General features: G+C 41.4%; 19 protein-coding genes. 10 read left to right on the plus strand and 9 right to left on the minus strand.

Going from position 1 to position 23,236, the window contains the following annotated elements:
- Positions 1–20 precede the first annotated feature (20 nt).
- Positions 21–1,433 (minus strand): aspartate ammonia-lyase, encoded by a 1,413-nt coding sequence (gene aspA / locus JMX18_RS03695; protein WP_201584381.1) that lies wholly within the window; start codon positions 1,431–1,433, stop codon positions 21–23.
- A gap of 311 nt (positions 1,434–1,744) precedes the next feature.
- Between aspA and JMX18_RS03700 the strand changes: the two genes are divergently transcribed.
- The 4 genes from JMX18_RS03700 to JMX18_RS03715 all read left to right on the plus strand — a co-directional run bounded on the left by JMX18_RS03700 (position 1,745) and on the right by JMX18_RS03715 (position 6,274).
- The gene (locus JMX18_RS03700; protein WP_201584386.1) at positions 1,745–2,344 is read left to right on the plus strand and encodes a class I SAM-dependent methyltransferase; all 600 of its coding nucleotides are present in this window, start codon (positions 1,745–1,747) and stop codon (positions 2,342–2,344) included.
- A 407-nt stretch (positions 2,345–2,751) separates the two neighbouring features.
- On the plus strand, positions 2,752–3,363 hold the full coding sequence (locus JMX18_RS03705; RefSeq protein ID WP_265088809.1) for a hypothetical protein: 612 nt from the start codon (positions 2,752–2,754) through the stop codon (positions 3,361–3,363).
- A 119-nt stretch (positions 3,364–3,482) separates the two neighbouring features.
- On the plus strand, positions 3,483–5,024 hold the full coding sequence (locus JMX18_RS03710; RefSeq protein ID WP_201584389.1) for a Dyp-type peroxidase: 1,542 nt from the start codon (positions 3,483–3,485) through the stop codon (positions 5,022–5,024).
- A gap of 101 nt (positions 5,025–5,125) precedes the next feature.
- Positions 5,126–6,274: a catalase family protein gene (locus JMX18_RS03715; RefSeq protein ID WP_201584392.1), complete on the plus strand. Its 1,149-nt coding sequence runs from the start codon at positions 5,126–5,128 to the stop codon at positions 6,272–6,274.
- 141 nt (positions 6,275–6,415) lie between these two features.
- Here JMX18_RS03715 and JMX18_RS03720 read toward each other — a convergent pair whose 3' ends face one another.
- From JMX18_RS03720 to pnuC, 4 genes are all read right to left on the minus strand, one after another.
- Positions 6,416–6,790 carry an MliC family protein gene (locus JMX18_RS03720; RefSeq protein WP_201584395.1) on the minus strand — a complete coding sequence of 125 codons (375 nt, stop codon included), beginning with the start codon at positions 6,788–6,790 and terminating at the stop codon, positions 6,416–6,418.
- A 160-nt stretch (positions 6,791–6,950) separates the two neighbouring features.
- A complete protein-coding gene (locus JMX18_RS03725; protein WP_201584398.1) occupies positions 6,951–7,916 on the minus strand; it encodes a DMT family transporter in 966 nt (321 codons plus the stop codon).
- A gap of 103 nt (positions 7,917–8,019) precedes the next feature.
- Entirely contained in the window at positions 8,020–8,628 is a 609-nt protein-coding gene (locus tag JMX18_RS03730) for an AAA family ATPase (protein ID WP_201584401.1), read from the minus strand.
- Complete coding sequence (gene pnuC / locus JMX18_RS03735; RefSeq protein ID WP_201584403.1) at positions 8,579–9,280, minus strand: nicotinamide riboside transporter PnuC; 702 nt, start codon at positions 9,278–9,280, stop codon at positions 8,579–8,581. Before pnuC ends, JMX18_RS03730 begins: the two co-directional genes overlap by 50 nt.
- A gap of 303 nt (positions 9,281–9,583) precedes the next feature.
- On the opposite strand from pnuC, the gene JMX18_RS03740 reads away from it, so the two are divergent.
- From JMX18_RS03740 to JMX18_RS03760, 5 genes are all read left to right on the plus strand, one after another.
- Positions 9,584–10,729: a beta-ketoacyl-ACP synthase III gene (locus tag JMX18_RS03740; protein WP_201584406.1), complete on the plus strand. Its 1,146-nt coding sequence runs from the start codon at positions 9,584–9,586 to the stop codon at positions 10,727–10,729.
- 200 nt (positions 10,730–10,929) lie between these two features.
- Positions 10,930–12,018: a peptide chain release factor 1 gene (prfA, locus tag JMX18_RS03745; RefSeq protein WP_201584409.1), complete on the plus strand. Its 1,089-nt coding sequence runs from the start codon at positions 10,930–10,932 to the stop codon at positions 12,016–12,018.
- A gap of 287 nt (positions 12,019–12,305) precedes the next feature.
- On the plus strand, positions 12,306–13,850 hold the full coding sequence (gene lysS, locus JMX18_RS03750) for a lysine--tRNA ligase (RefSeq protein WP_201584412.1): 1,545 nt from the start codon (positions 12,306–12,308) through the stop codon (positions 13,848–13,850).
- A 251-nt stretch (positions 13,851–14,101) separates the two neighbouring features.
- A complete protein-coding gene (gene dnaX, locus JMX18_RS03755) occupies positions 14,102–16,135 on the plus strand; it encodes a DNA polymerase III subunit gamma/tau (RefSeq protein ID WP_201584415.1) in 2,034 nt (677 codons plus the stop codon).
- Between the two features lie 234 nt (positions 16,136–16,369).
- A complete protein-coding gene (locus tag JMX18_RS03760; protein WP_201584418.1) occupies positions 16,370–17,269 on the plus strand; it encodes a LysR family transcriptional regulator in 900 nt (299 codons plus the stop codon).
- A gap of 165 nt (positions 17,270–17,434) precedes the next feature.
- Here the strand turns inward: JMX18_RS03760 and JMX18_RS03765 are convergent, their stop codons facing one another.
- A complete protein-coding gene (locus JMX18_RS03765; protein ID WP_201584421.1) occupies positions 17,435–18,616 on the minus strand; it encodes an aspartate aminotransferase family protein in 1,182 nt (393 codons plus the stop codon).
- Between the two features lie 85 nt (positions 18,617–18,701).
- On the minus strand, positions 18,702–18,893 hold the full coding sequence (locus JMX18_RS03770; protein ID WP_201584424.1) for a DNA gyrase inhibitor YacG: 192 nt from the start codon (positions 18,891–18,893) through the stop codon (positions 18,702–18,704).
- 190 nt (positions 18,894–19,083) lie between these two features.
- On the opposite strand from JMX18_RS03770, the gene JMX18_RS03775 reads away from it, so the two are divergent.
- The gene (locus JMX18_RS03775) at positions 19,084–19,770 is read left to right on the plus strand and encodes a DUF938 domain-containing protein (RefSeq protein ID WP_201584427.1); all 687 of its coding nucleotides are present in this window, start codon (positions 19,084–19,086) and stop codon (positions 19,768–19,770) included.
- 138 nt (positions 19,771–19,908) lie between these two features.
- Here JMX18_RS03775 and JMX18_RS03780 read toward each other — a convergent pair whose 3' ends face one another.
- Together JMX18_RS03780 and purD are read right to left on the minus strand one after the other, a co-directional pair.
- Positions 19,909–21,303, minus strand: a complete 1,395-nt coding sequence (locus tag JMX18_RS03780; protein ID WP_201584431.1) for an ABC1 kinase family protein — start codon at positions 21,301–21,303, stop codon at positions 19,909–19,911.
- Positions 21,304–21,582: 279 nt separating this feature from the next.
- The gene (gene purD, locus JMX18_RS03785) at positions 21,583–22,956 is read right to left on the minus strand and encodes a phosphoribosylamine--glycine ligase (protein ID WP_201588207.1); all 1,374 of its coding nucleotides are present in this window, start codon (positions 22,954–22,956) and stop codon (positions 21,583–21,585) included.
- Positions 22,957–23,236: the final 280 nt, after the last annotated feature.

The following is a 23,236-nucleotide window of genomic DNA, read 5'->3' on the forward strand; positions in this document are numbered from 1 at the left end:
CCAACTCAAAAGAATTTAAATCAAGGGGTTAACTTGGTTTTTGGATAGACCATGTTGGCAGGCGACAAAATATCGTCCAAGGTTATCTTATCCATGAGCTTCTCCTCTAACACGATGTCATAAACACTGCCGCCGGTTTCTTGTGCTTTTCTAGCTACATAAGAAGAGGCATCATAACCCAAATGCGGATTTAGCGCTGTCACTAGGCCAATATTGTTGAATACTTGCACACTACAAGTGTCATTATTCATGATTATGCCATCGATACAGCGGGTGGCAAACATCTCACAAATATTAGCAAGCATACTCATACCTGTAAATAAATTAAAGGCAATAACGGGTTCAAATACGTTTAATTGGAGTTGACCGTTTTCAGAAGCCATTACGATAGCGCTATCGATACCCATCACATGGAAACAAGCTTGGTTAACGACCTCTGGGATGACTGGATTCACTTTCCCAGGCATGATCGAGCTGCCCGGCTGCATCTCTGGTAGACGATACTGCGCAAGTCCTGCCCGCGGTCCAGAAGACTCTAAACGTAAATCATGGGCAATTTTAGACAAGCGTGCGGCAAAAAGGCGGACGTTGCCAGACAAAGCAACATAGGCGCTGGTATCTTGGGTGGCTTCAATCAGGTCTTCAGCAATATAGTAAGGTCTACCCGTGAGCTCAGTTAGGGCTTTAGCGACTTCTTCAGAGTAACCAGCAGGGGCGTTCAAACCCGTACCGATAGCGGTGCCGCCCATGTTAATCTCATGGAATAATACTCGAGTGGACTCAATACGATCCATCTCTTTTTTTATCATAGTAGCAAAAGCATTAAACTCTTGCCCAGCAGTCATAGGTACTGCATCTTGTAGATGAGTGCGACCCATTTTTAAATAATCACCAAACTCTATGCTTTTATCTATAAAGCTTTGATGTAAAATTTTCATTTTAGCCAAAAGATGAGTACAGTAATCGTCCAAAGCGATATTCATCGCAGTAGGATAGGCATCGTTCGTAGACTGCGATAAGTTAACATGGTTATTGGGATGCACATGCTGATATTCGCCTTTATCATGGCCTAATATTTCTAATGCTCGATTGGCAATGACTTCATTGACATTCATGTTGGTTGAGGTGCCGGCACCGCCTTGAAACATATCGACAATAAACTGGTCATGGTACTTATTAGCAATCAGGTCGTCACAGGCAGCGACAATAGCCTCTTTGATGGTGTCATTGAGCACACCTACTTTGTTATTGGCAATGGCTGCCGCTTTTTTGACCGTCGCAAAAGCACGAATAAAAGTAGAAAATTGGTTTAAGCGCACCCCACTAACGGTAAAGTTTTCATAAGCTCGTAGGGTTTGGATGCCGTAGTAAGCGTCAGCAGGCACGTCACGATAGCCGAGTAAATCATGTTCTTGGCGGGTAGTAGATCTCATTCAATAGGACTCCTTTAATAAAAAGACGGGGTTAAATAGGTACACTCTATCAATTAATCATTTTAAAAGACATTATAGGATAAGCCTTTCGCCCCTATATTACTAATGAATATTTATTGCTTAGTACATAAAAAGGTTAAATTCAGTTTTATATATCAACTAGCTGGGCCATTCAGAATATTACGGTATGATATAATTATATAATATAATAATACATATTAATAAAATGATAGCTAGTTTGTCTATGGAAATATATGAGTTATATTACTTCTAAATTAATTTACTTCTAATCGATAAAAAAGGACAGCAACATGTGGAACGAGCGTTATAGTAAACCCGGTTATGCTTACGGTACAGAAGCCAACGATTTCTTAAAGCAGCAATATCAGCAAATTCCAGCAGGCGGGCGGGTATTGTGTTTAGCAGAAGGTGAGGGCAGGAACGCCGTGTTTTTAGCTGAGCAAGGTTTTGAGGTTACGGCTATAGACTTATCTGATGTTGGTTTAGCAAAAGCGATGAAGCTGGCCAGTGAACGAGGGGTCGAGATTTCGACTGAAGTAGCTGATTTAGCAGATTATACCTTTGGTGAGGATAAGTGGGATGGCATTGTCTCTATTTGGGCGCATACGCCTACAGCCGTGCGCCAGCGAATTCACGCGCAGATTATACCAGCATTAAAATCAAATGGCGTGTTTATCTTAGAGGCTTATACTGAGCAGCAACTTAGTATGGAAGGCGTTGGGGGCCCACCAGCTGCACAAAAACAGCGCTTCAACTCATTAGCAAATTTGCGAAATGAGCTATCAGAGCTTGAAGAGGTGGTCGGTGTTGAGAAACAACGTACGATTTCAGAAGGAGAGGCACATCAAGGCCTTAGTGCGGTAGTGCAGTTTGTCGGGAAGAAAAAATAAGCAATTGGCAAAAATAAATATTTTGATGGCTTGGTTACCTAGAGTGGCCAAGCCATTTTTTAGTGATCAAAAGACTATAGTTGACGCCTTATAATCGACTGCTTGTAAAAAGTACGACGCTGCCAAAGTGAGTCACCCAAGAACAAAGGGTGATTGTGCCTTTTTTAAACTCATAAAGCAAAGTGAGAAAATACCTAGGGTATAACTGTCGATAATCTGTTTTGTTTTGTGTGGATAGATTGCTCCGCTTGGAGCTTCTCATTATATTTGCTAATGTAATTATCGATAAGGCAACATTGAATCAACGTCTTATTTTCTGCTTTATTATTAATTAAAATATTTAAAACAATAATATTTAAAACAATAATATTTAAAACACTAACGACATAATTATAAGGGCAACTATTATGAGTAATACTGATAATAAACAGCGCATCATTGATAACTCTGAAGACCTAAAAGACAAAATCACCGAGTCTATCGATGCTTTTAAACTACGCGCAGATTTGCTAATGGCTAATTTAAAAGAGGGTGGTGATGATGGTTACGACCATTCAACGACTACTGCCGGTGAAAAAGGGCTTAAATCAGGCAAAGTGTCGGAATTGACTGTCATTGCACCACTTAAAGAAGGTGGCGCAGAACGTTTAAAAGAGATATTAAAAATAGCTGGCGGCAATTTAAAAGGCGCTACGCGTGTAGGTACGTTACATGATCTGCGCTTCGTATTTTTAGATAATGATACCAGAGTACTATTCTGTACCGCTTATGATGGCGATTGGGACCCTTACATCGACGACTTTGCGACCAAGATTCCTGAACTGATGGATATATTGTTTGGTAGTGTCAAAGGTTGGCCGGGTATCAAAGATCCTAGCGTCAAGCAGTTCATTTTAGATCATCAGATCACCGCTGCTGGCTGGTACGTAGGGGTGCCGCACCTAACGGTACAAGATATCCGCCGCCATGAGCGTATCGTTAAAGGTATCAATAAAGCTTTAGATGAAGCTCAGTCCTAATCGGAGAGATTGAGAAATGCTTGGGCCTATATTGACCTTTGATATCAGCAGAGGGCGATATAGGTTTGATATATGAAGTTTATCCATAAAATTGTATAACAATAAAAATAGGACGACCTATGAGTAAAGTTAACGATAACAACCAACTGACAGATAAGTTGCAGGATTTAAAGGATGAGTTTGGCAACCGTATTGAGGACACTAGTTTTGACACTTGGCTAAAAGATATCAAGGAAGAGGTCGGTGATAGTTTAGAGAGCTTATCACGTAAAGCACGTGGGGTATTTAATCCCAATAAAGTTACCATGCAGCTAGAAGATATCCAGTCCATTATCCTACGTGATCGCCCTACGCCTTATTACGGTACGCTAATTGCTCTGAAGGTTAATGACGCCAACGTCGGTCGGCAAATGTTGGCACAAGTATTGCCTGATGTGACCGGTAGTAAAGAGTGGCACAAAGATATGCAAGCGACGCTATCTATCGTCATGACTTATGAGGGTTTAGCAGCTCTAGGCGTGCCGCAATCTTCATTAGATAGTTTTCCAGAGTCTTTCAAAGCGGGTATGGCAAAGCGAGCTGAGCAGTTGCGTGATTTCGATGTCAATACGCCTGAGAACTGGGCTGCACCCTTTGGCGATAAAGGTGACATCCATGTTTGTGGCGCTGTTATTGCTGATACCAAGGAGAAATGGCAGACCAAATTCAAAGAGCTTAAAGATCACCTTAAGCCCCATATCGATTATGACCACCCAGCTAATGGGGAGATCGAAATTCTTATGGAGCACGATTTCGGCTCGGACGATATGGTTAAAAACGTCTTTGGCTATCGAGACGGAATTAGTAATCCGGAGATCCAAGGTAGCGGTATCCAAACACCGCCAAGCCTTGATGGAGAAGCGATCGCAGCAGGCGAGTTTGTTTTAGGTTATAAAGGAGAAGCGGGTACTATTCCGCCCATGCCGCAGCCTGAAGTTCTAGGTAAAAATGGCTCATTTATGGTACTACGTGCTTACAATAGCCGGGTTGCCGCCTTTAATAAATATCTACAAGATAATACCGAAACTGATGCGGAAGCAGAGTTGCTGGGTGCAAAAATGTGGGGGCGCTGGCGCTCAGGTGCACCGCTCGTTCTCTCTCCTGACCAAGAAAATCAAGATCTAGGCGATGATCCTAATCGTAATAATGCTTTTGGTTATAAAGATGATCCCTATGGTAAGAAGTGCCCGTTTGGGGCTCATGTGCGTCGCATGAATCCTCGTGATAGCAAAGACTTTATCTTATCGGATGTCCGTATTCATCGTATTGTGAGACGCAGCGTTGGCTTTGGGAATGTATTGGCTCCTGATGTGACCGAGGATGATGGCAAAGAGCGTGGTCTATTCTTTATCGGTATCAATGCTCATGCTATGGAAACGGTTGAGTTCTTGCAATCGCAGTGGATTAACGATGGCAATTTTATGAGCTTAGGCGAAGAAAAAGATCCAGTATTAGGCTTACATCAAGGCGATAAAGACAGTGCTGCCGATAAATTTACCGTACCCGCCGACCCTATTCGTAAGCGTTATCATGGTATCGAGACCTTTAATATATTGTATGGCGGTGAGTACTTATTCATTCCAAGTTTGTCAGCACTTAAATGGATTAGTGAGCTTCAATAAAGGAAAATGCTGGGAAACTCAGCCTACGCCAAATAGTAAACGCATTTAATATGCAATTAATGAAAAAGTACTAACAACCCAATAATAAACTAGGAATCCTGATGCTAAACAAACTATTTAAACCCAAATATGTCCCTTACGACTCTAAATATATTGAGCTCACTACCGAAGATGAGCGTAATATTCGCACTATTACTGAAGATATTAAAAGCTACATCTCTCGTAGCGATAAGGCTAGCGATGTTAATTATCATACTCGTGATGCTCACGCCAAAGGTTACTGCGCCCTAAAAGCCAAGTTCGAGATTTTAGATAATTTACCTAAAGAGTATGCTCAAGGCCTGTATGCTGAAGCAGGCATTCATGATGCGGTGATTCGCTTCTCTAACGGCGCCTCGCGAGTAGCGCCTGATCGTAAGCTGGGCTTAGCACAGGGTCTTGCGATTAAAGTGTTTGACGTACCTGGAAAAAAGCTAGCGCCAGGTGAGGAAGACAGCACAACTTTTGATTTCAACTTGATTAATCATCCGGTGTTCTTCTGTAATAGAATCGAAGATTATGCTTATATCTCAAAGCTATTTTTAGAGTTGCCAGAATATGCCGAGAAAGGGGCGAGAGGTAAAGCGCAGTTGGCCTTTAACTGGTTAACTAATTACGGCTCTAAACTACCTACCAAAGAATCATTTAAAACCTTTAAAGCCGTTGGTGGCTTTACCACCATTGAACCAAAAAACACCTTGCTTTATAGCTTTTTTTCGCAAGGTGCGGTACGTCATGGCAATTATATGGGTAAAATTCGGGTCAAACCAACCGAGGCTGCTACGCAAAAAATAACCCGTCGGGATCTAGATCTGGCTACACATGAGGAAGCCATTCGTCCGTTGATTATTGATGAGCTACGCGAGCACGACTATCAGTTTGATATCCAAATTCAGCTGTGTCGCAATCTAAAAAAGCAACCTATTGAAGAATTGACTACTGAATGGAAGGAGTCAGATGCGCCTTTCGTAACGGTAGCCCGACTGACTATTCCATGTCAAGACATACCGGATGATGGCAATTTTGAGGTTATGGAGCATTTATCGTTTACGCCGTTCCGTTGTTTGGAAGAAAATCGCCCTATCGGTAATTTGCAGCAGTCGCGTCTCAAAGCTTATCAGATAGCATCAGAGACTCGCCACAATCTTAATCATGTTAAGCGCCGAGAGCCTAAAAGTTTAAAAGAGACTTTTGCTAAATCTTTCTTTTAACCCTTTAATATGTTATTACCTTCTACCTATTTTTAACAGTAGATATAGCTTTTAACAGTAAGTAAGGTCGCCCGTTAAAAAAACAGCCAATCATTTAATGATTGGCTGTTCCGTTTTCAGTGATTACTTATTTTTTGCATATTATGACATGTTGCAGTTAACGCTATACTGCTGGTTAGCACCCATATGAATGGTCATGATGCCGTAATCAGCTTTGGTTTGCCACTCAAAACCAGTATTAGGATTAGACATGTTGGTATAACGAGCACCAGAGCCTGATACCGCTTGAGTAAGTACCATTTTTTGATTATTTAAACCCACTTTAGGTAAAGTAACATTCAAGTTAGCAGCACTACCATCGGCTGCGTACTCAGCATTGATTCGGCCGTTATCTTCACAAGTAAATGATTGAACAACTTTTTGATTATTAGTATTTGGCGTAGGTGTAGTAGGAGAGTTGGTCGCACAAGCGGCTAGCAATACAGCAAAAGGGGCTACAGCAAGTAATTTTTTCATAATATCCTCAAGATTGTTTCGATAAATATATTGTTGTGAACTTAAGGTTATATAGTACAACGAGAGAAATTATCTGACGTTGTACTTTGAACGCATAATAGTAGCTAAATTGTTTCAAAATATTACTATTGTTTTCATCATAGTTTGGCCCTTTTTAAACTCAAAGATCAATAACTGCTTTGCGGCGCTCTTTACTAAATATAAATACTGAGACAGCACTTAAAATAATCGCTGCCGCTAAAATAAACCTTAGGGTTAATTGCTCAGACAAAAATATTACCCCCATGGCAGCGGCAAGCACGGGTACACAAAACTGCACTACTGCCGCTTGGGTACTTTTGAGTAAGGGCATGGCCACATACCAAAGACTATAACCTATTCCAGAGGTTATGGCACCAGACACACTAGCCAGTAATAAGCCTTCTATACTAATCTCTGAGAGGTAATGAAAGCCTGCTAGTAACAGTAGGGGAATAGCAACAAGGCTTCTAATAAAATTAAAGCCTGTAGCGCGGAGAGGAGACACACATACTTTGCCGCGTATACTGTAAATACCCCAGGCAATGCCGCTTATCATCATAATAACAGCGCCAAATAGCGAAGGCACCGCCGCCGAGGGGAGCATCAAATAAATAAACCCGGCAAAAGCCACTAACGATGATAACCACTGTATTAAGCTCAACTGCTCTTTTTTATAAATACCCCAGCCGATCATAGTAAACTGCACCGCCGCAAATAAAATCAGTGCGCCAGTACCCGTATCAAGCTCGACATAGGCAAGCGAGAAGCAAAGTGCATAAATGATCAAGCTTAGGCTGCTTAACCAACTGCCTTTATCTTTAAAAACATTATCTGTCACAGTATCATTTAGTAAAGTCGTTACTTTTGAGCCAGCGTTAGCATGATTATTAGGTTTATTATGGAGGGTTCTAGCAGTAGTGCGCTGCCGCTGTAGCTGATGCGTATGCAGTAGCATAATAATGCTCAGGCAAACTGCGCCACCCAGTAGACGAATGAGGGTAAAGTTCCAAGGGTCTATATATTCTTTAGTTAACGCCATTCTACAAAGCAAGGAGTTTGCAGCAAAGGCAATTAGCGCAAGGATAGTATATAAGGCAACTTTCAAAAATAATTCCTAAGGATGGATCGTTATTTTATAGCTATATTTTATAGCTATAAAGTAAACTGGCTCACTAAAGGCACAAAATAGCCTAAGCATTTTATTTAGCTCACCTTTTGTTTAATGCATAGAACCACTCAACTACCTGCTGAACTCTGACTTCTCTATCACCACCAATACGCTGAAATGGCTGATCATAATGATTCAACTGACTTTCAAAATAGGCGCTAATCTCTTCCCTTTGATAAGGGCTATCACGCAAATCATCAGCCACCCAAGGAATATCAACTTTAGTTAGTAATATTAAATCGTAACGATGCGCTAAGGCAGCCTTTTTAAGGGCTTCAGGGCAATCGCCGTAATACCACTGGGAGTAAACCATGAGCTCAAACAGGCTAGTGTCGCAAAACAGATAGGGCTGATTTTGCTGGATTTGAGCTTTTTGAACAGCTTCTTTGGCTAATTTGTTTTCTAAGCCTATTTGGCCTTGAGCGATGGGCAGCAAATCCTCCCAGGTACAAGTCAGTTGCTCTTTGTCCCACTTGTCTTGTAAATAGATGCGCATATACTCTGGCACCCATGGGCTATCGAAATAGGCTGCTAAATCCCGAGAAAGAGTAGTCTTACCTGTACTCTCAGCGCCTAAAACAGCCACCTTAAAAACGGATTTAGGCGTATACTGCGTGAGATTGAATGCGGTAGCGACGTTGCCATTCATAATAAGCCCAAATTGCAATGAGGGTGAAGACTACATATTGTAGTGCAGTGAAGGTGAGACCTTTATAAAAATATAACGGTACTGAGATGGCATCGGCGACTATCCACAAAAGCCAGTGTTCGATTTTTCGACTGGCCATAAGCCACATAGCTATCAAAAATAATGCAGTAGTTAGCATGTCAGTATAATCGACCCAAGTAAATAAATGCACACCAAGAACCACACCATCAAAGCTAAAACCATTGTTAATTATAGGACGGAAATAATATACCAATGCCACAAAAACTATAGTGGCCGTTGATAGCAAAGCCATAACTGGAATATCACTTGCTTGAATATGCTCAATACTGATGTCACCTTGCTGAGCATTAGCTTGATCATTGTCTTTGTTTTTTGTCCAATTAAACCAACCATAAATGCCCATAATGGTATAATAAGCGTTGATAAACATGTCACCAAATAGTTGCCATTTCCAAAGTAGATAAACGAAGATGGCTGTACTTACTAGGCCAATAGGAAAGACCCAAACACTGAGCTTACGAGCCAGCAATACACTAGCTACCCCAAATATTACCGCGACAAACTCTAAGACAATAAATAGAGCAGGGTAGTCGGTATATTGTCCAAACAACCAGCCGAATAATTCTGCCATCAGTACTCCTACTTATATTTTTAATGACTTTAATCAATTCTTATTAACTAAATATATGCTTGGGAAGTCTGTTATCTAAAGCATAGCAATTATAACTTATGTTTAGCAAAAGAGGCTTGGTCTTTATAGTTAATCATTTAAAATTGATTATTTGTAACAAAGTATTAGAAAAATAATTATATTCAGGCATAATAAGGGCATTGGTTTTTAGTTTACAGTTATTCACTGATATTATAGCTGTATCATTTTACCCCCTTTTATGCTTATTATTAAGCCAATTAGTAGTAGACAAGGAAGCTTATCATGACGACTTGTATCACCGGCACCGGCCTGTATATACCCCCTTACAGTATTAGTAATGAAGAGCTGGTTAAATCATTTAATCAGTATGTTGATAATTATAACGAACAGCATGCTGATGAGATAGCTAGCGGCGATGTTACGGCACTTGAACACTCCTCCGCTGCATTTATCGAAAAAGTATCTGGTATTAAATCACGTTATGTGATGGAAAAGGATGGTATCTTGGATCCTGAAATCATGGCGCCAGTAATTGCATATCGTAATTTAGGTGAAGAGCTATCAGTGATGGCAGAGATGGGCGCAGCGGCGCTCAAAGACGCACTAAAGGATGCCGGACTTGAAGCTAATGATTTAGACGGTATCATTCTAGCTTGCTCAAACTTTCAGCGCACATATCCGGCGGTTGCCATTGAGATTCAAAACGAGATTGGTATGATAGGCGGTTTTGCTTATGATATGAACGTAGCTTGTAGTGCCGCTACTTTTGGCCTGTCGCAAGCTCATGGTTCAATCGTGTCAGGTCTTGCTAGGCGCGTTGCGGTAGTTAACGTTGAGATTACCTCAGCGCATCTAAATTGGCGCAACCGTGACAGTCATTTTATCTTTGGTGATGTCGCTACAGCAACCATTGTAGAAGAGTTAGATACGCCCAAAGGTTATGAGATTCTAAATGCCAAACTCTTTACTGAATTCTCAACCAATATCAAAAACGAATACGGTTTTATGGATCGCTCAGAGTTCTTAGCCGCTGAAACCCAAATGTATCCAGATATCAAAGAGCCAGTCACCGACAAGCTGTTTTTACAAAATGGTCGCAAAGTCTTCCGTGAAGTCTGCCCAAAGGTGTCTGAAATTATTCTTGAGCATTTACAAGAAAACGATCTAGAGCCGTCAGAGGTCAAGATGATGTGGCTGCATCAAGCAAACGCCAATATGCTGGACCTTATTTTGCGTACGGTAATGGGCAAACAGGCCGACAAGTCGATTGTACCTAGCGTGATTGATGAGTTTGCTAATACCAGCTCAGCCAGTCCAATGATTGTCTTTCATCGTTATAAAGATGAGTTAGCATCAGGTGATTTGGGCGTAATTTGCTCATTTGGTGCCGGTTACTCTATCGGTTCGGTGCTGGTACGCAAAGTTTAGAAGTCATTAGACTTAATCGTTAATGAATAAAAGTAGCTAAGAGCAATCTTGGCTATTTTTTATGGTTTAATTTTAATTTTCTATTTGGTTTAGAGATATTTGACAATATAAGCGTTAAGATTACCCAGTGGTTTTAATTTAACCGCAAAAATTTGCTATAATTGCCTTCTTATTTTCCTTATTTAGATAAAAGTCCTTTTATGAAAGAATCCTTGCGCTTGCGCTTAGACCAAATGGTAGACCGTTACGAAGAAGTCACCGCCTTGCTATCCGACCCTGGTGTGATTAGTGATAATAATAAATTTCGTGAGTTATCCGTTGAACACAGTGATTTGATGGACATCACGACATTATGGCAGAATTATGTACAGGCTGAAACCGATCAGGCTGATGCTGAGAGCATGTTAGAGGATGCGTCAGATCCAGAAATGAAAGAGATGATGATCGATGAAATTGAGACGGCTCGTGATGCTATCAGCGCTATGGAAGAGACGCTGAACGTTATGATGCTGCCAAAAGATCCTAACGATAAAGTACCCGCATTTTTAGAGATTCGTGCAGGAACAGGCGGCGACGAAGCAGCAATATTCTCCGGCGACTTGTTCCGTATGTACCAAAAGTATGCACAGACTCAGGGCTGGACAGTAGAAGTATTGTCTGCTAATGAAGGGGAGCACGGTGGTTATAAAGAAATTATCAGCCGAGTATCGGGCACTGGAGTGTATGGTCGTCTAAAATTTGAATCAGGCGCCCACCGTGTGCAGCGCGTGCCTGAGACTGAAAGCCAAGGCCGCGTGCATACTTCAGCTTGTACCGTTGCGGTGATGCCGGAGGTGCAGATTGATGATTCGGTAGATTTAAACCCCGCTGACATCAAGATGGATACTTTTCGTTCAAGTGGCGCCGGTGGTCAGCACGTCAACACCACCGACTCCGCAGTACGTTTAACCCATATTCCAACCGGCACCGTAGTTGAGTGTCAACAGGAGCGTAGCCAGCATAAAAACCGTGATAAAGCGATGAAAATGCTGATCTCCAAAATCCAGCAGGCTAAAGTACAAGCACAGGTGGATGTAGCAGATTCTATCCGCCGTGATCTGGTAGGTAGTGGCGATCGTAGTGAGCGTATCCGTACTTATAACTTCCCGCAAGGCCGTATGACTGATCACCGTATCAATTTGACTTTATACAAGCTTGATTCGATCATGGAAGGTGATCTAGATGAGCTGCTAGATGCTCTATTACGTGAACATCAGGCTGATTTAATGGCCAGTATTGGTGGCGATTAAAAGCTTAAGTAAATTTGATTGAAGCTTGTCAAAACAAGTGTTATCCGATTTAATAAATGTAATCTGACTCTATATCTAAGCTGACTCTCAAATCATTATGAACTGTTGTAGGCTGGGTTTTTAACCCAGCATTTTGTCTTTATAAAGTCTCTAAGCGGGGTTAAACCCAGCCTACGTCAATAAAGTTGAATAGTTGAGATTACAGTACAGTTTTAGCAAGTTTTTAATAATTCCCAAAGTTTCTAAAGTAGATAAATATAAATCAAACCAACCATTTTGAGATTACTATGTCAAAACAAAACCAAAACAATCAAAATCAAGAAGAGCAAGCACCAACTGTCGAGGAAGCCAATGAGTTGATTGCTCAATTGCAGACCAAATTAGACGATATTATCGCTTCAGGTAAGCAGCCTTATCCTAATCAGTTTAAACGTACCGATTATGCTCAGGATCTACAAACAGCGTTTGAAAGCGTATCAAAACAAGAGATTGAAGAAAAGGCGGCTAAATGCGAAAAAACCCAAGTCAATGTGGCTGGCCGAGTCATGCTTAACCGTGGCTCATTTATTGTCATCCAAGATATGACGGGTCGTATCCAGTTATACGTAGCACGTAAAGAGTTGGATGAAGAGACGCTGGCAAGTATCAAATCGCTCGATTTGGGTGATATCGTGGGAGTATCTGGTTACATTGGACGCTCAGGCAAAGGCGATTTATATGTGCATATCGAAAAGTTTCTTCTACTAACCAAATCATTGCGCCCCATGCCAGATAAGTTCCATGGGCTAGCCGATGTCGAAGCTCGTTATCGTAACCGTCATCTTGATCTGATGACCAATGAAGCCACCCGCGATACGTTTGTAATTCGCAGCCAAGTGATTAGTGGTATTCGTCAGTTTATGCTGAACGAAGACTTTATGGAAGTCGAAACCCCTATGATGCACCCTATCCCTGGCGGGGCGGTCGCCCGTCCATTTGTGACCCATCATAATGCTTTGGATATGCCGCTCTATTTGCGTATTGCGCCTGAGCTTTATTTGAAACGCTTAGTTATTGGTGGGTTTGAGAAAGTGTTTGAGATTAACCGCAGCTTCCGTAACGAAGGGGTATCAACTCGCCACAACCCTGAATTTACCATGATTGAATTCTATCAAGCTTATGCTGATTATCATGACTTGATGGATTTAACTGAACGTTTATTTAACCAATTGGCGCAAGATATTTTAGGCTCTACTGAGCTCACTTACCAAGATGAGACCATCAGTTTAAAAGCACCATTTGCACGCTTAACTATGTCTGCGGCTATCGAAAAATACGCTGAAGGCTTTGATATGTCGCGCATTGATGATCGTGAGTATCTGGCTGATTATGTGGCTAATACCTTGAAACAACCAGTAAAAGAGGTCTTTGGAGTCGGTAAACTTAAAACTATCGTTTTTGAAGAGACCGCTGAGCATAAACTGCGCCAGCCTACCTTTATTACTGAGTATCCTGCTGAAACCTCTCCACTGGCACGCCGTAATGATGATAATCCTGAGATTACTGATCGTTTTGAGCTATTTATCGGTGGTCGTGAGCTGGCTAATGGCTTTAGTGAGCTGAATGATCCAGCCGATCAAGCGGAGCGTTTCCGTGGACAAGTGGCTGAAAAGGATGCAGGAGATGTCGAAGCTATGCACTTTGACGAAGACTATATCGAAGCTTTATCCTATGGTTTACCGCCAACCGCCGGTGAAGGTATTGGGATTGATCGCTTAGTCATGTTGTTCACTGATTCTGCCAGTATTAGAGACGTTATTCTATTCCCGCATATGCGCCGAAAAACGGATTAAATTTGGACTAGGATGTGTTGAAGATTCACAAACATGCCCTCATCATTAATTAAAATTGATGATTAGATAAGTCATAAATCGTTATAAACCCGTAATAAGCCAGACTAAAGTGCTGGCTTATTGCTATAATGAACCCTTAAAAATAATCGTCAATAAAAGCTATTAATGATTCATAATAATCGCTTAAAACAAATGTTTAGCACTGACTTCTTGAAAATAAATACTTTAACTATTTTGCACAATGGATAGCTATGTCGCAGCAATATCAAGTCTTAGCGCGTAAATATCGTCCCAAGAACTTTCATCAGTTGATTGGGCAAACGCATGTTTCGCAGGCATTGATTAATGCGATTGATTACAATCGTTTGCATCATGCTTATCTATTCACAGGCACCCGCGGCGTGGGTAAAACTACTATTGCTCGTATCCTATCGAAATGCTTAAACTGTGATACTGGGGTCACCAGCACCCCATGCGGCGTATGTGATAATTGTGTAGCGATAGATCAAGGTCGTTTTATCGATTTAATTGAGATTGATGCCGCCTCGCGTACCAAAGTTGAGGATACTCGTGAGCTTCTTGATAACGTGCCTTATGCACCGAGTCAAGGGCGCTATAAAGTGTACCTAATCGATGAGGTACATATGTTGTCGACGCACAGTTTTAATGCGCTGCTTAAAACTTTAGAAGAGCCGCCTGAACATGTAAAGTTTTTGCTAGCGACTACAGATCCACAAAAACTACCTATAACTATCATCTCACGTTGTTTACAGTTTGTGCTGCGGCCCTTACCACAAACTTTGCTTAGTGAACATCTAGCAAACATTCTAACTCAAGAGCATGTTGCTTATACGCAGCCAGCCCTTTGGCAGCTTGCAAGTGCGGCAAAAGGTTCAGTACGTGATGCTTTATCACTAACAGATCAAGCCATTGCCTTTGGGCAAGGTGGGCTGGATGATGTCACCGTCAATGAGATGTTGGGCTTGATTGACGCTGCAGATTTAGTGCGTTTGGTTACTGATATTTATAACCATGATAAGTCAGCGGTAGCGGCTCATATTGAGCAGATGCGTGCGCAGATGGTGGATGCGACTAGCATGTTTGATGGGCTTGCTGAATTACTGCACCAACTGGCATTAACTCAGCTGTTACCTGAGGTTGCCTTGAATGTAAATGAGGCTCAAGCTCAGGATATTAATGCATTGGCGCAGCATATGAGTCCTGATGTATTACAGCTCTATTATGAGATTGTGGTACAAGCTCGTGAAGGTATTAAACTGGCCAACACACCGATGCAAGCGCTTGAGATGTGTATTCTGCGTTTACTGGCGTTTCGTCCGCTACCTATTGATGAGGTTCTGGATACCTCAAGCATAACCAGTTCTAATGCTCCAAAAACTGCGCCTGTAGAGCCAAAAAATTTAACCAGCCACGTTGCTACATCAGATGAGGCCAAAACTTATAGTCTCGATAGTATGAGTAGTATAGATAATTCTGAACGAGTAGATTATCCCTATGAGCAGTTCGACGATACTGCTATTGAAAATGATAGCCAATGGATTCAAGAGACTACTTATATTGATGATAGCCCTCTTTTAGATGAAAATGCTTCGGTAAACCAATCCTTTAACAATGAGATAGCTAATCAGGCTGAAACAAATAATCTAGATAGCAAATTATTCACTAATGAAACAGTAGATCCCGAACCAATTAATGAGCCTGAGCCAATTAATGAGCCTGAGCCAATTAATGAGCCTGAGCCAATTAATGAGCCTGAGCCAATTAATGAGCCTGAGCCAATTAATGAGCCTGATGTAAATAGTTCTCAGTTAACTATTAATCCTGATGATCCGCGAACTTTATTGCGCTGTGCTCATCAAGAGCTAACAGGGGAGTGGACACCAGAGAAATGGGACTATTGGTTACAAACTGCCCGTGAAATGGATCATTTGGCCGCAGATGAACTTGCACTAGCGCGCCAAGGTATGATGACTGGCTTATGTAATGGTCAAGCTGTATTTGTTACCGGCGTTGACAGCAAACACTTGCAATCAACTTTCCAGCAGCTAGCGGCCAAGCTGAAAAACGAATACCCACAAGCAGAAATCAGCTTGCAAGTGGATGGTAGTATGATGCAGAGTGATAATAAGACCCCTGAACATCGCCAACAACAAAGAACACTGCAAGCAACTTCTTTAGCTGAGTCTATGTTACTCAAATCGCCTGTAATGCAATATTTGAATGAACGCAGCGAAGGAAGAATGGGTAAAGTGAAACTTACCTAAAGTATTAGTGATACTAGGATATGCTCTAATAATGACATATTCGTTAAAACGTATTTAAGAGGAGGGTAACGAAGAACGAAACAGCAATAAAGCCCAGTGCTGTTACCTTAATTCCTTAAATACTTAGGGGATATATAAAGTTATTTGGACGAAAAAAACATTTTTATACTAAAGCTGTTTTTCTATATCGTCTATAATAATTAAGTTAAATTAAAATATTGTTTAGGTGAGATTATGTTAGATAATTTACGCGGTATGGCTGTGTTCGCCAGTGTGGTCGGACATGGTTCTTTTAGCGGCTCAGCTCGTGAGCTTGGTATCACTACTAGCGCTGTTAGCCAGCAGATACGTTCTTTGGAGAACGATTTAGGAGTAGTGCTACTGCATCGCTCGACTCGTAAGCTGAGCTTAACTGAAGCGGGTGAAAGCTTTTATGAAGCGGCAAAAGATGTGGTCAGTGCAGCTGAAAAAGGTAAAATTAAAGTCAATCAGCTGCGTGATGAGTTAGCAGGAAGTTTGCGCATTGCAACCACTCCTGAGCTTGGCGTTCATCACATATTGCCGGCTTTATCTACTTGGATGGCGGCGCACGATGACTTAAGCATTACCTTTTTAGCAGATAACTATTATGTTGATATGATCGATGAGCGTATCGATGTTGCCATACGTATGAGTCCGAGCATCAATGATACGACATTGAATAATCACCCGTTGTCGGATGTTCGTCAACTGTTAGTGGCCTCGCCTCAATACTTGCGCCAACATAAAAAGATTGAAACTCCCAAAGATTTAGCTGACCATAAGCTTATCTGTATTGAGATCATGAAAGACGCTAGTCAAATCGATCTGATCCAGACAGAAACTGGCAAAAAGTCTCGTCAAAAAATGAGTTCACGCCTTTATACCAATAATGTATTTATGGCCACTACCTTGGCTAAAAATGGTCATGGACTTATGAGAGTGATGGAGATGGACGTCAAAAGAGATTTGGAAAACGGTGATTTAGTTGAAGTGCTAACAGGTTATCAGCTACCAAGCTTTGTCCTATATGCTGTCACCTTAAGTCGTGAACAACAACCCGCAAAAATCACTCGCTGTCTAGAAGTGTTAAAAAAGTATTTTCACGCTAATTAAAGCCTAAAACTAGCATTTAATGTCAACTTGACAAGGTTGGTTTTTGAAACGCTTAAGTTAAGGTTGACCACTATTATATTAAATGGTGCGGTATAAAAAACAAGAAGCCTCTAGATATAATTATATCTAGAGGCTTCTTGTCATAGAAATTCAGTATTTAGCTTATTAAAATAATGGCTTTAATAAATGAATCAAACGCTCAACCAGCTGTTCGCTTTCATCACGCTTGATATTTAGCGGCGGTAATAAGCGTATAACATGACCTCCAGTCACATTAATAATAAGCTGCTGCTCATCTCGAGCACGGTCGACCAGTTGGCTGCAATTCATATCTTCCGGTAGAGCGATACCAATCATCATTCCTGCACCACGGCTGCTAATCTCATAGGACTGCAATTCATTAGTCATACTGTCACGAATAAACTGGCCTTCGGTTACAGCATTGGCCATCACATCATCAGTTGATAACACTTCATAAACGCTGTGAACTACTCGACTAGCTAGCGGTGTACCACCATAGGTTGAGCCATGACTACCGGCACTAAATAAGTCTTTTGCTCGGCCTCGTACCATACAAGCACCGACTGGGAAACCATTGCCCAGTCCCTTGGCAGTGGTCAGGACGTCAGGACGTGCTTTGCTGTGCTGATAAGCAAAATATTTACCCGTACGCCCATTACCGGTCTGTACCTCGTCAAGCATGAACAACCACTCATGAGCATCACATTCAGCTTGTAGTTGCTCCAAATAAGTAAAACCATTAGCCGCAGTGTTCAGTCCGCCTTCACCTTGAATGGGCTCTACGAGGATAGCGCAGATATCGTCATAATCTTGAGCGGCCTGCTTAACTGCTGCAATATCGCCAAAGGGTACACGGATAAAATCATCGTCTAGAGTAAAGAAGCCTTCGCGTGCTTTAGGATTAGCAGTTGCCGACACTGATAATAAAGTGCGACCATGAAACGACTTCTCCATAACGATAACTTTTGGACGTTTAAAACCGCGCTGATAAGCATATAAACGCGCTAGCTTCAAAGCTGCTTCATTAGCCTCAGCTCCACTATTAGCAAAGAATACACTATCCATCTGAGCCGCCTTACAAAGCGTTTCACCTGCACGCTCTTGCCAATCAATACCAAATAAATTACTGGTGTGGACTAGCGTTGCTGCCTGCTGTTGGATAGCTTCAGTAACTTGTGGATGGCAATGGCCCAAACCACATACTGCAATGCCAGTCAGCGCATCCAAATAGGGCGTATCATCTTTAGTGTATAGCCAGCTACCGTGCCCGCGAGTGAAGCTAATAGGCTGACGGTTATAGGTAGGCATCAGATAAGTTGCTGACATGTAGATATCCTTAGCGTGTTCGATTAGCAGTTAAAATAGTGATAAAGGGTAGAAGAGAAAGCAATTATTAAAGGGATATAAACGATTAAAGCTCATCAGAGAAGGGCGTAGACTCTGCAGGTAAACTGTATTCTTCGCTTGCCCACGCACCTAAGTCAATGAGCTTACAGCGCTCACTACAAAATGGTTTAAATTTATTATCCTGCCAAGCTGTTTGAGTACCACAGCGCGGACAAGGATAGGTTTTGGGTACAGAGCTAGAAGTCGTTTGAGTCATAATAAAGTAAAATTATCATCAATGAATAAGAATCGTTATAATAGCACGCAGTTGTTAAAAGACAACCATAGCCAAATAAGTTCTGCTGCTAATTATAAGTATAAGCGATAGCAAAAATAGTAAATAGCCTAAGCAGAACTAATTACTAATAAACCATAATCCCACCAATAAACCTAATCAGAACTAGTATATGAAAAATCAAAATATAACCAATGAAATAAAAATCTCACATCAAAAAAAACGTGCTTTTCAACCTGGAAAACTCTCGCCACCGCGTAATTTCTCAATTCCTGCTGCACTAGATAGTACTAAACCCCTAGTGCTTGAGATTGGAGCGGGGAAGGGCATGCATGCGTTGAGCTTTGCAGCTGCCCACCCTAACCAGCAGTTAGTCGCCATTGAGCGCACTCGTAATAAATTTGAAGCTTTTGTTAAGCTTGCTCAGCAGCGAAAATTAGCTAACCTAGTGCCTGTTCATGCCGATGCCATAGCTTGGACTGTGCATGCTTTATCGCCGAATAATGTTGCACGCATATACATCCTTTATCCTAATCCTGAGCAAAATAACCCTAACCAGCAGTGGCTTAATATGCCGTTTTTTGAATTTTTATTATCGAGGTTAGAGGAGGGTGGGCAAATCATCTTAGCTACTAATATCGAGAGCTATATGGACAATGCTGAACACAAGGCGATAACGGGTTGGCAGCTGCCTACATCACGGATACAAGTTCCACAGGATAGCCAACGTACTCATTTTGAAGTTAAGTATTTGGCTCGGAATGAGATTTGCTGGCAATTAACAATAACTAAACCTAAGGGTTATAGCACTCGATTTGATGATTGGAAAGCCAAAAGTATTGAGCATACCCAGTTATAGCTACTATTCGTAAGGAAAAGAATAGTATTATTGCTTTTCTTTATCAGCCTATTAGATATAAAATAGCCTAAGCAAATAAATGAATACAAAAAGTAAAAAAGCCGCTAAAAGCGGCCAAAAAATTTAGATAAGTTCTAGCTATAAAAAAGGTTTCACTAATCTATTAGAGTCAGTATGAGCATTAATTACAGTTAAAAAGGTATATGCCCCTATAAACTTACGGCTGATAAACATAAACTCTTTTGGGGGTAGATTGAATTCGAACGATTGAATAGCCTGAGTAGCAGCAGCAGATATACGTGAATGTAATTTACTATTCGCCCAAATATAACGTTGCTGAGAATCTAAACAATCTGCAGGAATATCTGGATTAGTAGCAGGTAGACTAAAAGGTTCTGTAGCCAATAAAAACAAAGAAGCTATATCACTTTTAACTTTGTTACTCATAGTATTGAAAAAATCATAACCAACCATACTTTCCATCATCGCTTGATGATCGTGATAATAGCCGGCCCGAAGTAAGTTTCTAGCGATCGTTAATAGGGTGTTATCAAACTGGCGAATAGCACCAAAATCTAATAGTACTAACTTATCTATTTCATTTTCGTTACTATTGATGCGAACTAAATAATTACCAAAGTTGGGGTCTGTCTGCATCTCACCCCATACAAATATCTCTCGCATCATAATCTCTATAGCCGCCTGACCAATAGCATTGCGACGTTCAGCAGAGAGCGATTGCAGTTTTTCAGAGGTTACAGGAACCCCAGATTCATAGCTCATACAAAGTAAACGCTTACTAGAGTAGTGGCGGTTGATTTTAGGTACGGCATAGCGTGGGTCATCTTGTAAACGACCATAAAAACGCTCTGTAGTGGCCGCTTCAACAGCATAATCAACTTCAACATGAAGAAGGTCTCGAATTTCTTCGAACCAAGCATCAAGAGCACGGGTCTGCGGAACCGCGTTACTAACTTTTAATAAACGCTTGAATAACGCTAAATCAGAGTCGATAGCATCAGCTACACCCGGATATTGTATTTTTAATACCACTTGTTCACCAGTAGCTAGTACGGTGGCACGGTGAACTTGCGCAAGAGAAGCGGTACCAATGGGCACGGGATCTACTTCAAGTTCATTGAGCTTATCACCCAAAGTTTGTTGCAAAGTATATTCTATTTTTGGCCAAGCGAGGGTAGCGGTATCATCATTTAGAGTTTGCAGCGCACGAGTAATTTCAGGGGGTAGAATATGCTCGCCGTACATGGCCAACATTTGGCCAATTTTAACTACTGAGCCTTTTAGCTTCCCCAGTTCTTCAGCTACATAGTTAGCCTGCGCCTCCATAAATGCTTGATTACGCTTTGAGCGGGCTTCTTTGCCTAAAAACATTCCTGAAACACTATTACCCGCCCAGCGGCGACCAATATTTAAAGAGGTTTTGGCAATAGATAGCCGTCGCTCTAGTCCCGAGGTTTTCAGGTTATCGATTGATTGCTTACTACTAGACGGTTTGGAGGTATCATTTTCCATAAATAGCATCATTTATCAGGTTGTTAATGATTTGCGGGCTAATACCAGCAATACAAGAGATATAACGAGAATGACTAAAATTGTATCATACAAAGCAATAATGCTTCGTAAGCGTTAGCTACAGGCTGGCGACTATTCAGTACTTTACTTTAAACATAGCCTGATAATTACAGGCTAATATAGAATAAAAATATGACCTAGCATCACACTAGGTCAACTATAAAAAGTAAAGACTATTAAGTCTGCTTAGTATCACTTGCTTATAACTTAGAAAATAAGTTAATGGTTAGTCGGAGCACTATTGATCATGTCACGTGTAATGGCATGATGACCAATATCTCGGCGATACTGTGCACCATCAAAGCTAATAGCGCCTGTTACTGTCAAGGCCGCTTGTTGAGCATCCAAAATAGTATTCGCTAATGCAGTAACGCAAAGCACACGTCCGCCATCAGTAACTATCTCTTTATCTTCGTCCACGGCACTATCGGCATCCAAACTGTCTACCTTCTGACCATCAGCAAATGCGGTGCCAGCATGAAAGACCTTTACCGATGGATTACTCTTATCCGTAAGTTCTGGTAACCCAGCAATTACGTCGCCTTTAGAAGACGATTCGGGATATCCTTCTGAGGCAATTACAATACCAAGAGCAGGGCGTGGATCCCATTGTGCTTGTTTTGGTAGTTGACCTTTTAGCCCTTGGTTGACCAAATCAGCCATTGAAGACTGCAAGCGCATGAGAATAGGCTGAGTTTCTGGATCACCAAAGCGGCAGTTAAACTCGATAACATAGGGATCGCTTGATTCATCAATCATAAGCCCTGCATACAAAAATCCAGTATAAGGATGGCCGGCAGCATTCATGGCATCAACCACTGGCTGAATAACCTGAGTCATGACTTTATCATGAACCTCTTGAGTAACCACAGGCGCAGGTGAGTAGGCGCCCATCCCGCCAGTATTTGGACCCGTATCACCTTCAAAAGCACGCTTATGATCTTGACTGGTTGCCATTGGTAAAATATTATCACCGTCAATCATACAAATAAAACTAGCTTCTTCACCCACTAAACACTGCTCAATAACCACTCGACTGCCTGCATCGCCGAATTTATTATCAGCCAGCATGTCATCAATAGCAGCATTGGCTTGCTCGGTAGTCTCAGCAACGATAACGCCTTTACCCGCCGCCAAACCATCAGCTTTAATTACAATAGGGGCGCCTTGTTCTTTAACATAGTCTTTGGCACTCGCAGCATCAGTAAAACCTTGATAAGCTGCCGTTGGAATATTATGCTCAATCATAAACTCTTTAGCAAAGGTCTTTGAGCCTTCTAACTGTGCGCAATAGGCAGTAGGGCCCCAAGCTTTGATACCAGCATCACGACAAGCATCTATAATACCATTCACTAGCGGTGCTTCAGGTCCTACGATCACCATATCGATAGCATTGTTTTTACAGAAATTAATCACTGAGCTGTGATCTGAATCATCACCAGTAACATCCAAAATAACGTTTTGACATTTAGTCTCAAGGGCAGTACCTGCATTGCCAGGAGCAACATAAACTTGTTGTACCTTATCATCTTTTGCACATTGCCAAGCCAGCGCATGCTCGCGGCCACCTGCACCAATTACCAAAATATTCATCATACGTTTTGCCCTTACTGATAATTATTATTTAACTGTTAATGAATTAAAAATATTCTATTCTAAAGCGATAAGCCATTAATCAGTACTTATGCTAAGTATTATTGTATTCTAACAAATAAACCCCTCCGATTGCCATGAGTATCCACTTGTCAGCCCAGTAACCTTGATATCATAGAGACTAATAGAGAGGTCAGCAGCTAATAATTAATAGCAAATGCCTATTATTCTATGATTCAAGGTTATGAGATTTATCTTTATTCATAAAATGATGTCGAAT

Source organism: Psychrobacter jeotgali (genome assembly GCF_904846315.1).
Classification (GTDB): domain Bacteria; phylum Pseudomonadota; class Gammaproteobacteria; order Pseudomonadales; family Moraxellaceae; genus Psychrobacter; species Psychrobacter jeotgali.

Bases quoted from the DNA above. Each gene is read 5' to 3' on its own strand.
- aspA (WP_201584381.1), bottom strand. From the start codon at position 1,433: ATGAGATCTACTACCCGCCAAGAACATGATTTACTCGGCTATCGTGAC.
- JMX18_RS03700 (WP_201584386.1), top strand. From the start codon at position 1,745: ATGTGGAACGAGCGTTATAGTAAACCCGGTTATGCTTACGGTACAGAA.
- dnaX (WP_201584415.1), top strand. From the start codon at position 14,102: ATGTCGCAGCAATATCAAGTCTTAGCGCGTAAATATCGTCCCAAGAAC.
- JMX18_RS03760 (WP_201584418.1), top strand. From the start codon at position 16,370: ATGTTAGATAATTTACGCGGTATGGCTGTGTTCGCCAGTGTGGTCGGA.
- lysS (WP_201584412.1), top strand. From the start codon at position 12,306: ATGTCAAAACAAAACCAAAACAATCAAAATCAAGAAGAGCAAGCACCA.
- JMX18_RS03705 (WP_265088809.1), top strand. From the start codon at position 2,752: ATGAGTAATACTGATAATAAACAGCGCATCATTGATAACTCTGAAGAC.
- JMX18_RS03775 (WP_201584427.1), top strand. From the start codon at position 19,084: ATGAAAAATCAAAATATAACCAATGAAATAAAAATCTCACATCAAAAA.
- JMX18_RS03765 (WP_201584421.1), bottom strand. From the start codon at position 18,616: ATGTCAGCAACTTATCTGATGCCTACCTATAACCGTCAGCCTATTAGC.
- JMX18_RS03740 (WP_201584406.1), top strand. From the start codon at position 9,584: ATGACGACTTGTATCACCGGCACCGGCCTGTATATACCCCCTTACAGT.
- JMX18_RS03710 (WP_201584389.1), top strand. From the start codon at position 3,483: ATGAGTAAAGTTAACGATAACAACCAACTGACAGATAAGTTGCAGGAT.
- JMX18_RS03780 (WP_201584431.1), bottom strand. From the start codon at position 21,303: ATGGAAAATGATACCTCCAAACCGTCTAGTAGTAAGCAATCAATCGAT.
- JMX18_RS03770 (WP_201584424.1), bottom strand. From the start codon at position 18,893: ATGACTCAAACGACTTCTAGCTCTGTACCCAAAACCTATCCTTGTCCG.
- purD (WP_201588207.1), bottom strand. From the start codon at position 22,956: ATGAATATTTTGGTAATTGGTGCAGGTGGCCGCGAGCATGCGCTGGCT.
- JMX18_RS03715 (WP_201584392.1), top strand. From the start codon at position 5,126: ATGCTAAACAAACTATTTAAACCCAAATATGTCCCTTACGACTCTAAA.
- prfA (WP_201584409.1), top strand. From the start codon at position 10,930: ATGAAAGAATCCTTGCGCTTGCGCTTAGACCAAATGGTAGACCGTTAC.
- JMX18_RS03720 (WP_201584395.1), bottom strand. From the start codon at position 6,790: ATGAAAAAATTACTTGCTGTAGCCCCTTTTGCTGTATTGCTAGCCGCT.
- pnuC (WP_201584403.1), bottom strand. From the start codon at position 9,280: ATGGCAGAATTATTCGGCTGGTTGTTTGGACAATATACCGACTACCCT.
- JMX18_RS03730 (WP_201584401.1), bottom strand. From the start codon at position 8,628: ATGAATGGCAACGTCGCTACCGCATTCAATCTCACGCAGTATACGCCT.